The sequence below is a fragment of the Staphylococcus rostri genome (assembly GCF_002902145.1).
Taxonomy (GTDB): Bacteria; Bacillota; Bacilli; order Staphylococcales; family Staphylococcaceae; genus Staphylococcus; species Staphylococcus rostri.
Window position 1 is genome coordinate 1 of the sequence record NZ_PPRF01000047.1, and the last position, 14,145, is coordinate 14,145.

Annotated in this window: 13 protein-coding genes and 1 other annotated feature; of the genes, 5 read left to right on the plus strand and 8 right to left on the minus strand. The window is 40.9% G+C overall.

What is annotated here, in order from left to right:
• Window positions 1-251 precede the first annotated feature (251 nt).
• Complete coding sequence (locus tag CD122_RS07470) at window positions 252-1,643, minus strand: MFS transporter (protein ID WP_103358370.1); 1,392 nt, start codon at window positions 1,641-1,643, stop codon at window positions 252-254.
• Between the two features lie 478 nt (window positions 1,644-2,121).
• Between CD122_RS07470 and CD122_RS07475 the strand changes: the two genes are divergently transcribed.
• A complete protein-coding gene (locus CD122_RS07475; RefSeq protein ID WP_103358371.1) occupies window positions 2,122-2,622 on the plus strand; it encodes a hypothetical protein in 501 nt (166 codons plus the stop codon).
• A 57-nt stretch (window positions 2,623-2,679) separates the two neighbouring features.
• Here the strand turns inward: CD122_RS07475 and rpsR are convergent, their stop codons facing one another.
• The 7 genes from rpsR to CD122_RS07510 form a co-directional block, all read right to left on the minus strand.
• Window positions 2,680-2,922 (minus strand): 30S ribosomal protein S18, encoded by a 243-nt coding sequence (rpsR, locus tag CD122_RS07480; RefSeq protein ID WP_014614919.1) that lies wholly within the window; start codon window positions 2,920-2,922, stop codon window positions 2,680-2,682.
• 51 nt (window positions 2,923-2,973) lie between these two features.
• Complete coding sequence (gene ssb, locus CD122_RS07485; RefSeq protein WP_103358372.1) at window positions 2,974-3,483, minus strand: single-stranded DNA-binding protein; 510 nt, start codon at window positions 3,481-3,483, stop codon at window positions 2,974-2,976.
• Window positions 3,484-3,508: 25 nt separating this feature from the next.
• Window positions 3,509-3,805: a 30S ribosomal protein S6 gene (gene rpsF, locus CD122_RS07490; protein WP_044360075.1), complete on the minus strand. Its 297-nt coding sequence runs from the start codon at window positions 3,803-3,805 to the stop codon at window positions 3,509-3,511.
• 270 nt (window positions 3,806-4,075) lie between these two features.
• On the minus strand, window positions 4,076-5,173 hold the full coding sequence (ychF, locus tag CD122_RS07495; protein WP_103358373.1) for a redox-regulated ATPase YchF: 1,098 nt from the start codon (window positions 5,171-5,173) through the stop codon (window positions 4,076-4,078).
• Window positions 5,173-5,385, minus strand: a complete 213-nt coding sequence (locus CD122_RS07500; protein ID WP_103358422.1) for a DUF951 domain-containing protein — start codon at window positions 5,383-5,385, stop codon at window positions 5,173-5,175. Before CD122_RS07500 ends, ychF begins: the two co-directional genes overlap by 1 nt.
• Window positions 5,386-5,405: 20 nt before the next feature.
• Complete coding sequence (locus tag CD122_RS07505) at window positions 5,406-6,293, minus strand: mechanosensitive ion channel family protein (RefSeq protein ID WP_103358374.1); 888 nt, start codon at window positions 6,291-6,293, stop codon at window positions 5,406-5,408.
• 29 nt (window positions 6,294-6,322) lie between these two features.
• Window positions 6,323-7,138, minus strand: coding sequence for a ParB/RepB/Spo0J family partition protein (locus tag CD122_RS07510; protein ID WP_103358375.1), 816 nt, complete (start codon window positions 7,136-7,138; stop codon window positions 6,323-6,325).
• Window positions 7,139-7,326: 188 nt separating this feature from the next.
• Window positions 7,327-7,642: a binding site (T-box leader), on the plus strand.
• A gap of 66 nt (window positions 7,643-7,708) precedes the next feature.
• On the opposite strand from CD122_RS07510, the gene CD122_RS07515 reads away from it, so the two are divergent.
• The 4 genes from CD122_RS07515 to metE are packed head-to-tail and all read left to right on the plus strand — an operon-like array spanning window position 7,709 to window position 14,004.
• Window positions 7,709-8,812 carry a PLP-dependent transferase gene (locus CD122_RS07515; protein WP_103358376.1) on the plus strand — a complete coding sequence of 368 codons (1,104 nt, stop codon included), beginning with the start codon at window positions 7,709-7,711 and terminating at the stop codon, window positions 8,810-8,812.
• Entirely contained in the window at window positions 8,809-9,984 is a 1,176-nt protein-coding gene (gene metC, locus CD122_RS07520) for a cystathionine beta-lyase MetC (protein WP_103358377.1), read from the plus strand. The genes CD122_RS07515 and metC overlap by 4 nt, the downstream gene beginning before the upstream one ends.
• A complete protein-coding gene (locus tag CD122_RS07525) occupies window positions 9,938-11,782 on the plus strand; it encodes a bifunctional homocysteine S-methyltransferase/methylenetetrahydrofolate reductase (protein WP_103358378.1) in 1,845 nt (614 codons plus the stop codon). The genes metC and CD122_RS07525 overlap by 47 nt, the downstream gene beginning before the upstream one ends.
• Entirely contained in the window at window positions 11,776-14,004 is a 2,229-nt protein-coding gene (metE, locus tag CD122_RS07530) for a 5-methyltetrahydropteroyltriglutamate--homocysteine S-methyltransferase (protein ID WP_103358379.1), read from the plus strand. The genes CD122_RS07525 and metE overlap by 7 nt, the downstream gene beginning before the upstream one ends.
• The last annotated feature ends 141 nt before the right edge of the window (window positions 14,005-14,145 follow it).

The following is a 14,145-nucleotide window of genomic DNA, read 5'->3' on the forward strand; positions in this document are numbered from 1 at the left end:
TATCATTATCTGGAAAAGAAAATTCAGTTTCGATTGGCAGTGTTAGTTGAAAAATGTTATACTCTTTATACATATAAAGCACCCCCGATTTTTTTATTTTTGTGGTTATTAATAATTATACGGTAAGTGCTTTATTTTTTTACTAATATCCATAACAAAGCCCTGATTAGATGTCAAAAAAACATTTAATCAGGGCTTTTTACAAAAGAGGCTAGGGAACGAATTATGTCCCAGCCCCGTTTCGTTATATATTAGACACGCTTTTGCGTCTTAGGAATTGTGATAAAAATAATGATAAAAGCTAGAAGTGCTAGCACGATATTTAAGCCCAAGCCTGTCATCGCACCTATTTGAATATTCGTCGCATCGGTAACTGCACCGTAAACCGCACCTGATAATGCAATCCCAAATGCACCGCCGAGTGATGACGCCATTTTATAAATACCTGATGCAGCACCCGCTTTATCTTGTGGCGAATTGGAAATCGCTGTATCTGTTGATGGCGTCGCATAGAAACCTAAACCGAAACCATAGAACAAGTAACCAATCACACAAACAACGATATACAATGTACTCGGTAAAAATGTCATTGAGATGAGCACGATTCCAAGCATATTAAACATCGCACCAATCAACATTGGTTTTCTCGCACCGACACGTTGTAACGCCATCTCACCGACACGAATCATCGCCAACACTGTAATGAGATATGTGATTGATAAATAACCCGCTTGAGAACCATTCAGCCCGAGTCCTTGTTGAACGAAAGTGTTTGAGACGAGCAACGTCCCTGCCACACCATTTAATAAGAAGTTAGACAGCGTCGCACCAGTATATGACGTTGACTTGAACAGTTTAAAGTCAATTAACGGCGTATCTTGACCCTTTTCAACTTTGACGAACAAGAAAGTTGTCACTATAAACATCAACATTAAGCATAGAATAATCGGCGAGAAGAAACCTAGCGTACCACTTTGCGTAATGACAATATTAATACTTAACATCATCAAGACAAACAAGATAAGTCCACGAACATCAAAGCGATAAGATGATTGATGTGTCGCTTTCGTCTCAGGCGTCCCTTTTATCAATACCATTGATGCCAGTGCAACGATAATCGAAATAATAAAAATCCAACGCCAACCGAAATTGGTCGCAATCACACCGCCGAACAGTGAAGCAACACCTGAACCGCCCCATGAACCGATAGACCAGTAACTTAACGCACGTTGTCGATCTTTACCACGATAATACGTCTTCATAATCGCAAGCGTCGACGGCATAATCGCTGCCGCAGATAATCCTTGAATCACGCGTCCTAAAATCAAAAGTGCTGGTATATCACTAACAATAATGATAAGCGAGCCAATCACACTTAACCATAAACCAACATACGTGATTTTAACGCGTCCTACCTTATCAGCTAAGCTACCCGCACCAACCACAAACATACCTGAAAAGAGTGCTGTAATACTGACCGCAATACTAATGGTACCGAGGTTACTATTGAATGTATTTTGGAGCGCTGGCACCACATTCAACAGCGATTGCGCAAACAGCCAAAACGTGATCACACCAAGCACAATCCCCAGTATTAACTTATTGTCTCCTTGATACGTCTGTGTATTCCTTTGTTGAACCATACTTGTTCCTCCTAAGCCTTCTATAAGATATACCAATAAATGCCAATCAACAGCGTCTATATATCTTAGCAGCGACTCACATTAATTTTTAAACAAAGCAGTTTGATTATGCATAACCTTGAGATAAACTGCCAACTTCATGATTCCATGCATAATCATAAAGCCTGACACAATACATAAGCTGTCAACATCATGCGACTTTTTTATATTTACTATCACTTTAGCACATCTTTGAGAAACATAGGTACAAATATTATGATGTAAACGAATACATATTGTGAATAAAAAGTGTATGTAAGATTAGGAGCAGATTCTTATATGTCTTCTTAATATGTAAAACTGAGGTGTACACTTTTCTCCTAATCTATTTACGACGACTAGTTGATAGTATGAACGAGTATTATAGTGATATAGCTTATTGTTTTTGTGCATAGAGATGATATATTATATTTAAATATTAATTAGAATGAGGTGTACGATGTCGAAGTATTTGAAGTTAATGAAAGCATTTGAACAAGGAACATATACTATCGAGGCTATTGAGTTAACAGATTTAAATAATTATGGGAGATACCCTCGTTTGATGAGGGAAAAATATGAAACAGGGTTTACGCAAATTATTATTAACGCTTTTCTCATGATAGAAATTATGGAATCGCTGCTTAAAAGTGGTAAGTGGGTTCTAGTAAGTATGCAAGTGTCTGACTCCTCAGTTAATGCAGAGACTTTAAAGAAAATACACGATATCTTCAATCAAATTAAAGAAAGTGAAAAAGCTTTTGCCATTTTGAAAGATTACTTACTTTTGACTTTGGATGAACAAGCTATTTTTATAGACCAGATAGTAGCATTTAACCCTCATGATGCTATAAAAGTTGAGATTCATTCTAATGGTTTACTTTACGGTACGCACAATGAACTACTATTAGATCATGTTATATTGCCAATTCTAGATAAGTACTTGAACGGTCAAAAATAATATAAAAACGACAAAAAACCTCGCACACTCCAATGAGCTGCGAGGTTTTTATATATCTTACGCTTCGTCTTTAACGAATGGTAATAATGCCATATGACGTGCGCGTTTGATAGCTGTAGTCAACATACGTTGATATTTAGCTGAAGTACCTGTCACACGACGAGGCAAAATTTTACCACGTTCAGAAATAAAACGTTTTAATAATTCAGTGTCTTTGTAGTCGATGTGTGTAATACCGTTTGCTGTGAAGTAACAAACTTTTTTACGACGACGACCACCTCTTCTTGGTCCACCTGCCATGATTGTGTGCCTCCCTTCCTGTTCAAAATTTTTATTGTTCAGTTCGTATTGTTAGAATGGTAAATCATCATCACTAATGTCAATTGGTCCATTCGCATTCGCAAATGGGTTGTCATTACGTGCTGGCTGATTGTTTTGATATGACGAATTTTGACCTTGCTGTTGTCCACCGAAACTTTGTCCATAACTTTGGAAGTCATTTCCTGGGTTCGGACTGCTTTGTGCGTGTCGTTGATTTGCTGATTTCGGCTCAAGGAATTGAACACTATCGCAAACAACTTCGGTAACATATACGCGTCGGCCTTCTTGGTTTTCGTAACTGCGTGACTGTAAGCGACCGTCAACACCTGCAAGGCTACCTTTGAATAAGAAATTATTAACATTCTCAGCTTGTTTACGGAAAACAACGCAGTTAATAAAGTCTGCTTCACGTTCCCCTTGCGCATTCGTAAACGTACGATTCACTGCGAGAGTAAAAGTCGCTACACTTACGCCTGAGGGTGTCGTTCTGTATTCTGGATCTTTAGTTAATCGACCTACTAATACAACTCTGTTAATCATGCTTCACGCCCCCATTAAGATTCTATTACTTTTCTTCGTCTTCACGAACAACAATGTAACGAATGATATCGTCATTGATTTTTGCTAAACGTTGGAATTCGTCAGTCGCTGTGTTGTTTTCAGTTTGGATACGTACGATGTAGTAGTAACCATCTTTGAAATCTTCAATCTCGTAAGCTAAGCGACGTTTACCCCAGTCCTTTGTTTCTAATACTTCAGAACCGTCAGAAGCTAAAATTCCGTTGAAACGTTCAACAACTGCTTTACGTGCATCTTCCTCGATGTTAGGACGAACGATGTACATTACTTCATATTTTCTCATTGTATATTTGCACCTCCTTGTGGTCTATGCGGCTTGTCACTCATATGCGACAAGCAAGGAATAATTTTCATTACTCACATTTCAAAATTGTATCACACCCCTTGCCTTTTGACAATCATCAACCCTTTATTTTTTTACGCGACAGATAAAGACCTTATTTTCTAGTTGATACTACTTAACACGCACGTCTCACCCCAATTACTTGTGTCGCGGATAAAAAAAACACCGTCTCTCATTTTACTGAAAGACAGTGTATCACTGATTTTATCACTATACATTAAAGCGGAAATGCACGACGTCGCCATCTTGCATAACATAGTCCTTACCTTCGAGACGCATTTTACCCGCTTCTTTCGCGCCTTGTTCACCATTGTTGTTTACGAAGTCTTCATAACCTGTCACTTCTGCGCGGATGAAGCCACGTTCGAAATCTGTATGAATAATACCCGCACATTGTGGTGCAGTCATACCTTCTTTAAATGTCCACGCACGCACTTCTTGTACACCTGCTGTAAAGTATGTCGCAAGTCCAAGTAAGTCATACGTTTTACGAATTAAACGATGTAAGCCTGGCTCTTCAATGCCTAGCTCTTCTAAGAACATTTCTTTGTCTTCATCGTCAAGTGTTGCGATTTCTTCTTCAATTTTCGCGCTAATCACGATAACTTCTGAGTCTTCTTTCGCTGCATATTCACGAATTGCTTGTACTTTATCGTTGTCCGCGTCATTTACTTCATCTTCGCCAACGTTCGCAATATATAGCATTGACTTAGATGTTAATAAATGTGCTTGGTTCACGTACTTCTGATCTTCATCGTTGAATTCAAGACTACGTACTGGTTTACCATCTTCAAGCGCTTCTTTAATTTGGCTTAAAATACGCACTTCATTCATCGCTGTTTTGTCTTTTTGGCGTGCCATTTTCTCAATACGTGGTAAACGTTTCTCAACTGACTCTAGGTCGGCTAACACTAACTCCATATTGATCACTTCAATATCTTCAATCGGATTCACACGACCCGCAACGTGTGTCACGTTATCGTCGTCAAATGCACGTACGACTTGGCAAATCGCGTCTACTTCACGAATGTGTGATAAGAACTTGTTACCTAAACCTTCACCTTTTGACGCACCTTTTACGATACCTGCAATATCCGTAAATTCAAAAGTCGTCGGTAAAGTTTTCTTCGGATTCACAATTTCTGCTAATTTGTTCAAACGTTGATCTGGTACTTCTACAATCCCTACGTTAGGATCGATTGTCGCAAATGGATAGTTGGCTGCTAATGCGCCTGCCTTTGTAATTGCGTTAAATAGCGTAGACTTCCCTACGTTAGGTAGACCTACAATACCCGCTGTTAAAGCCATTATTCATTCTCCTTATCATGCGTACTCGCTGATTCAAGTACACTTTTTAGTTTTTTATTAAATGTTTGACGTGGCAACATAATACTGCGCTGACATGCTTCACACTTGATACGAATATCCGCACCCATGCGAATGATTTTAAAGCGATTCGTGCCACATGCATGTTGTTTCTTCATCTCTACTATATCATTTAAACCATATTTTGCAGACACGTTCATCACGCACCTTTCACTTATTGTTGTTCACTGTTTTGTTGATACAACTGAACGAGCGTTGGTGCAGGGGCTTTAATACCTTCTGCCTGTAAAAAGTCTTTGAGCTCACGTCGTAAAATACGCGCCCCGGTAAAGTTCTCGCCTGGTGTCGTTTCACCCGCGATGCGAATGCTCGCCTCGTAACCATTGACCGCATCGACACCTAAGACTTCCGGTGCCTCTAAGAATAAATCATACTTCTGTGGAATCTTTTTGAGAAATTGATTCATTTTCTTCTCAACAACTTCAAGATTTTCTTCAATTGAGACAGGAATATTAATAATCGCTACCCCATTCGTTACAGAGAAGTTCGTCACTTCACTCATTGTACCATTTGGAATAGTAGAAAGCTCTCCCGTAATCGATAAAATACGTGTTGAACGCAAACCGATAGACTTAACAGTTCCTTCTGCAATTGGTGCGCTATTATTTTTAATGCTGACATAATCACCAACATCAAACTGGTTCTCAAAAATAATAAAGAAACCAGTAATCACGTCTTTGACTAAAGTTTGGGCACCGAAACCAATTGCTAAACCAACAACACCGGCACCAGCTAAAATACTTTCAACACTAATACCAAATTTGCTTAAAATTGTTGTTAATGTGATAAACCATACGAGGTAGCCAGCAACATTTTGTACAAGTGTAATCAATGTTTTAGAACGTTTGGAGCGACCGATTTTGCCGCCCTTACTGTTTACTTTGAAAAATTGTGCAATGACTTTGTTTAAAATACGCGTCACAATAAATGCCGCAAGTACGTATATCCCCACAATCACTAATTGCGTTAAAAGGTTAGAATACGTCTCCGGCTCAAGAAATGGCTGAACCATCCCTTTAATGATAGACTCAAATTTTTGCATAATCATACCCTTTCTATTAAGCTATTCTGCTATTTTCGTTTCAACAACTGAATCAGTCGTCGATAGTCTGCTTCTGAATGGAACGTAAAGGTAACTTGCCCTGTATGACGCTTCGTAGCAATTTCTACAGATGTGCCATACTGTTCGCTAAGTTGTTGTTCATGCTGACGTATTAGTTGAGGTTTTTTCGGTTGCGCTGACTGCTGTTGTTTCCCTTCTGATGCTGGTTGTGCCTCAGCTACTCGTTGTTCTAAATAGCGTACACTCCAAGACTCCCGGACGGCTAAATCTGCGTATTGACGCATCTTGTCAGGATCTTTCAACCCTAATAACGTCCGACCATGACCGCCTGATAGCGTACCTTCTCGTATTAATTGACGAATAGACGTGGGCAATTTCAACAAGCGTAACATATTGGCGATATACGGACGTGATTTGCCGAGACGCGCCGCAACAGCTTGCTGTGTCATATGATGTGCCTGCATCAATTGCTGATAGCTCTCCGCTTCTTCCACAGGATTCAAGTTCTCTCTCTGTAAATTTTCAATAATCGCCAGCTCTCGCATCTCATGATCTGACAACTGTCTCACAATTGCCGGAATATGCGTTAATCCTGCTAATTCACTTGCACGATAACGCCGCTCTCCCGCAACAATGTAATACCCTTGAATCGATTGTGTCACAACGATTGGCTGTAACACCCCATGCTGCACAATCGACTCCGAAAGTTCTACGAGTTTATCACGATCAAAATCTTTTCGTGGCTGATAAGGATTCGGGCGTATCTCTGCCAGGTTCAGCAATTTAATCTGTTCATCACCTGTCATCGATGTACTATCCGACATCTTATCACCTACTCTCGCAAAAAATTTGACTATTCTATTTTACTGGTTGCGCCTTAGATAGACAAGGGATACCCATCATTTAACACGACCTTCAAATTTCTCTCTAATCATAATTTTCTGATAAATGTGTTGACAACATTTTTCTATTCGTGTAAAGTGTGATTTACCAAAACAAAACACACATTATTCGAAACACTGTAAAAAGGAAAGTAGAACGTCCCCTGCAATTACAGAGAGTCTTCATTTGCTGAGAGAAGATGTTGAAAGCACGTTTGAAAATGGCCTTGGAGTGTTGATGCCAATATGAGGTATCACCGGGTTCGCCCGTTATCGCGATACAGTATTAACATGTTGTTAGATGGCGTACTGGAATTCCACGTATACACCCTCACTGTATACGCATACTCTTAACGTACATCAGACAATTTGGCGTACTGGAAGAGGTTGCTTTAGTGATGAAGTAACGAACAAAGGTGGTACCGCGAAAAAGCTTTCGTCCTTTATATTCCGATCATGAATCGGCTATAAAGGACGGAAGCTTTTTATTTTGTTTGAGGAGGTTGTATCACAATGAAAGCAACAGAACTGGCACAGATTGCACTGACTGAAGATTGTACAGGCGCAATCGCAAACCCTATTTATCTTTCAACTGCATACGCACATCAAGGACTCGGTCAATCTACGGGTTATGACTATACACGAACGAAGAATCCAACGCGCAATGCGTTTGAAGAAGCCTTTGCAAAGCTGGAAGGTGGTATCTCGACGTTTGCGACAGCGAGTGGTATGGCGAGTATCCAACTCATTTGTAATCTATTCCAAACCGGAGATGAAATACTCGTCTCTTATGACTTATACGGTGGGACGTTTCGCTTATTCCAGTTTTACGAACAACAATATGGCATCAAGTTCAAATACGTTCATTTTGAAGATATTACGGAAGTGGCAGCGCATATTAACGCAAATACACGTGCATTCTTTATTGAACCGATTTCGAATCCGCTCATGATTGATATTGACCCAGCACCTTATTACATACTTGCCAAACAACATGACATTTTGACGATTATTGACAACACGTTTTTAACACCGTATCTCTCTACACCTTTGAAAGATGGCGCGGATATCGTGCTACATTCGGCAACAAAATATATCGGTGGTCATAACGACGTTTTAGCAGGCGTCGTAACGGTCAAAGATCCAGAACTTGCAGAACAGCTGAACATTTTGCATAACATGATTGGCGCAACACTTTCACCTTTCGATAGCTACCTGTTACAGCGTGGGTTAAAAACTTTACATTTACGTGTGGAACGCTCAGAAGAAAATGCCCAGCGACTAGCGCAACGTTGCCAAACACTTGATGGTATTGCAGAAGTACTTTATAGCGGTCGTACAGGTATGTTGAGCCTGCGATTACAACCTGATTATTCTGTTGGCGCATTACTCAAACATATCCAAGTGTGTCGCTTTGCTGAAAGTCTAGGTGGAACGGAAACATTTATCACGTTTCCTTACACACAAACACATGTCGATATGCCCGATGAAGAGAAAGACCAACGTGGTATCGACCAACATTTAATTCGCTTATCTATCGGCGTAGAAGCCTATGAAGATATTGAAAACGACTTAATTCAAGCCTTACAAAAATCAAGAGAGGACGTGACGGTATGAGTTTAAAGAAACAAACACAATTAATTCATGATAGCCATCGTGAGCCAACGTATCAAAGTGCGAACCAACCGCTGTATTACTCATCAACGTATCATCAGCAACAATTGGGTGGCGCAACGGCTTATGACTATGCAAGAAGTGGCAATCCAAACCGCGCGCATCTTGAAACAAAATTAGCACAACTTGAAAACGGCAAACATGGCTTTGCGTTTAATTCAGGTATCACAGCCATTACCGCTGTATTTCTAACATTACAAGCAGGTGATCACGTCATACTTCCTGATGATGTGTACGGTGGGACATTTCGCTTAACAGAACAGATTCTCGCTAAGTTTAATATCACGTTTACAACGGTGAATGCGGAAGACCCAAAAAATATCGAAAATGCGATTCAACCCAATACAGCATTAATTTATATTGAAACACCGTCCAATCCGTTATTCAAAATTACAAACATTCCAGCAGTCATCGACATTGCGCAACGTAACCATATACGTGTTGCTGTCGACAATACGTTTATGACACCACTTGGTCAGCAGCCTTTAGACCTCGGTGCCGACATTGTGATTCACAGCGCAACCAAATTCTTAAGCGGTCATAGCGACGTCATTGCTGGCGCCGTCGTTACAAATGATGACGATATTGCAGACGCACTGTATCTCATTCAAAACGGCACGGGTACTGCGTTATCCGTTTATGACAGTTGGACGCTAACCCAACACTTGAAAACATTAGCGGTACGTTTCAACCAATCTGTTGAAAGTGCTAAAAAAATAAATACATTCCTTGCACAACACCCTGCTGTCTCGGAAGTGTATTACCCAGGAAATAGTGACACGCATTTACGTCAAGCACATCATGGTGGTGCTGTTTTAGGTTTTCGCTTAGTTGATGAAACGAAAGCACAACAATTTGTGGATGCACTCAAGATTCCACTTGTATCCGTCAGCTTAGGCGGTGTGGAAACAATCGTGTCACATCCTAATACCATGTCACACGCAGCCATTCCACAAGCAATACGTGAAGCACGCGGCATTACATTCGGCCTATTCCGCATTAGCGTCGGATTGGAAAATGTGGATGATCTCATCTCAGACTTAGACAACGCACTAAAGGAGGTATACGATGAGTCGATTATTAAATACCCTCAAGCACAAAGTTCTAGTGGCTGATGGCGCGATGGGGACGATTCTCTACTCTGATGGTTTAGATACGTGCCCTGAAGCCTACAATCTTACACACCCTGAAAAGGTAGAACATATTCACCGCTCATACATTGAAGCAGGTGCTGACATCATACAAACAAACACATACGGCGCCAATTTTGAGAAACTGAAACAATTTGGCTTGGAGCATAAAGTAAAAGCAATCCATGAAGCAGCTGTAGCTATCGCCAAACGCGCGGCTAACGAAGACACCTTTATTTTAGGTACAGTTGGTGGATTCCGAGGCGTCAAAAAAGGGGATTTGTCACTGTCAGCAATTTTATATCATACAGAAATTCAAGTGGACACCTTAGTCACTGCTGGCGTCGACGGGCTCTTATTTGAAACGTATTACGACTTAGAAGAATTACTCAAAGTCATCACTGCAACACGGGCACGTTTTAGCGATATTCCAATCGTTGCACAGTTGACCGCTTCAAACACCAACTATCTAATCGACGGCACAGAGATTAATGATGCATTACAACAAGTGACGGCAGCTGGTGCTAACATTGTTGGACTCAACTGTCATCACGGACCAATGCATATGAAGAATTCCTTCAGTCATATCGCTTTACCAGACAAGGCATATCTATCTTGTTATCCGAATGCCAGCCTGCTAGACATTGATAACGACACATTTAAATATAGCAACAACGCACAATATTTTGGCGATACTGCCGAGCAGCTCATTCAAGAAGGGGTACGTCTTATCGGTGGCTGTTGCGGTACGACACCGGAACACATTCGACATATTAAAGCATCCGTAGCATCACTCAAACCAATTACGGAGAAGAAAGTCATTCCGATTCATAAGCAACGAGAGAAGAGAAAACAAGGGACTCAACGCCTTACATTGTCAGAGCGTGTGCGTCAACGACCAACCATTATCGTCGAACTCGACACACCAAAACACTTAGACACAACACGGTTCTTCGACAACATCAAAGCACTTGATGATGCACAAATCGATGCAGTTACACTGGCAGACAATTCTTTAGCGACGGTACGTGTCTCAAATATTGCAGCCGCAAGTCTCATCAAACAGCGCTTTAACATTGAACCACTCGTACACATTACATGTCGCGATCGTAACTTAATCGGCTTACAGTCACATTTACTTGGTCTATCGTTACTCGGTATTCATGAAATATTAGCGATTACCGGCGACCCTTCGAAAGTCGGACACCTGCCCGGCGCGACCAATGTATACGATGTGAACTCGAAAGGCTTAACAGAATTGGCACTGCGCTTTAACAAAGGGATTAACACGGACGGCGATGCGCTAAAGACAGAAACACACTTTAACATCGCGGGTGGATTCGATCCACACGTTCGTAACATCAAAGCCGCTGTACGCAAAATGGAAACAAAAATCGAAAGCGGCATGCATTATTTCATTACACAACCCGTTTTTACAAAGGAGAAAATAACAGAAATTTATGAAGCAACCAAACATCTAGATGTACCCATTTTCATTGGCATTATGCCGATTACCAGCTACAAAAACGCCTTGTGCCTACATAACGAGGTACCCGGCATTAAGATGTCTGAAGAGGTACTCGCACAATTTGAGGCAGTGGCTGATGACAAAGAAGCCACTTACGAACTTAGCCTATCGCTGTGTAAGTCACTGATTGATCACGTCCATCACTATTTCAATGGACTGTATCTCATCACACCATTCGAGCGGGTCGACTACTCGCTAGAACTCGCAGCATATTCAAAATCTATTACGGACCATAATCAGGAGGTTATATTATGACAATTAAAACAACAAACTTAGGATTCCCAAGACTTGGACGCAAACGTGAATGGAAAAAAGCTATTGAAGGATACTGGAACGGCAAAATCAACAAAGAAGAACTCGACGATACATTACAAAACTTGCATCGTGAAAACTTATTATTACAAAAACATCATCAACTCGATAGTGTACCTGTGGGCGACTTCTCACTTTACGATCACATCTTGGATACATCATTACTATTCAACATTATTCCTGAACGCTTTCAAGGGCGCGAAGTAGATGACGACTTATTATTCGACATTGCTCGTGGTAACAAGGAACACGTTGCCAGCGCATTAATTAAATGGTTCAACACGAACTACCACTACATCGTACCTGAATGGAACAATGTCACACCGAAAGTCAGCAAAAACACATTATTGGAACGTTTCAATTATGCGAAATCACTCAACATTCCTGCACATCCAGTGATTGTTGGACCAATTACTTTCGTTGCACTCTCAAAAGGTGGCGAACAGTCATTTGAAGACAAAGTGCGTACATTATTACCACTTTATATCGAAGTGTTCGAATCACTCGTTCAAGCAGGCGCAGAACTAATTCAAGTAGACGAACCAATTTTAGCAACAGACCAAGGTACAGAACTTGAAGCAATTACACAAAGTGCTTATGAAGCTTTTGCGGATGCAGAACTGGGTGGCAAATTAATTATCCAAACATACTTTGAACGTGCAAATGTGAAGTTTTTAAGCAGCTTACCAGTTAAAGGGCTCGGCTTAGACTTTGTACACGACCGCGGCCATAACTTGGAACAACTTGAAAATGGTGACTTTGACCGTACGAAAACATTATTTGCGGGTATTATCGACGGACGTAACGTATGGGCTGCTGATATTGAAGCGAAAAAAGCTTTAATTGAGACACTCACACAATACACAGATGACCTTTACATCAACCCATCATCATCATTATTACACGTGCCAGTATCATTGGACGATGAAACACTAGACGCAGATATTCGTGATGGCTTGAGCTTTGCGACTGAAAAGTTAAATGAATTAGACGCTTTAAAACGCTTATTCAACAAAGACGATGCGACGAAATATAACGCATTAGCTGAACAATATGCACGTTTCCAACAACAAGATTTCAAAAACTTAGACTATGACTTTGATAGCGTACGTTCACAACGTGCTTCAGTATTTGCAGAACGTAAAGTTGCACAACAAGAACGCCTTAACTTACCTGACTTACCAACAACAACAATCGGTTCATTCCCACAATCACCAGAAGTACGTAAATATCGTGCAGATTGGAAAAACAACCGTATTTCAGATGAGGCGTATGAAACATTCTTAAAAAATGAAATTAAACGTTGGATTGAAATTCAAGAAGAGATTGGCTTAGACGTCCTGGTACATGGCGAATTTGAACGTAACGACATGGTCGAATTCTTTGGCGAAAAGTTACAAGGCTTCCTCGTAACAAAATTCGGCTGGGTACAATCATACGGCTCACGAGCAGTGAAGCCACCAATCATCTATGGCGATGTGAAATGGACAGCACCATTAACAGTGGCAGAAACAGTCTACGCGCAAAGCCTAACAGACAAGCCGGTCAAAGGTATGCTGACAGGTCCAGTCACAATCTTGAACTGGTCATTTGAACGCGTTGATATTCCACGTGAAACGGTACAAAACCAAATTGCGTTGGCGATTAATGAAGAAGTGTTAGCACTTGAAGCTGCAGGTATTAAAGTCATTCAAGTAGACGAACCTGCATTACGTGAAGGCTTACCGCTTCGTAAAGCTTATCATGAAGACTACTTACGCAACGCCGTGCATAGTTTCAAACTTGCGACATCATCTGTCGCGGATCAAACACAAATTCATACGCATATGTGCTATTCACAGTTCGGTCAGATCATCCATGCCATCCACGAACTTGACGCCGATGTTATCTCAATTGAAACATCTCGTAGCCATGGAGACTTGATTCAGGACTTTGAAAACATCAATTACGACCTTGGTATCGGACTAGGTGTTTATGATATTCACAGCCCACGTATCCCGACAGAAGAAGAAGTGACAACAGCGATCAACCGTGCCCTACAACAAATCGACCGCTCACTCTTCTGGGTGAATCCAGACTGCGGATTAAAAACACGTAAAGAAGATGAAGTGAAAGCCGCACTCACAGTACTCGTAGATAGCGCGCAAAAACTACGCCAAGGTTAAACATCATAAGGCAGGCGTATCTGCTTGGTGGTGGGACCGTGCCCCCATTTCGTTGTCCCACCTTCCCAATTATTTTGCTTATGTAGATTAGAAAATTGTTAGAAGTGACTTTGAACCCTTAACACATAACCCCACCATCAC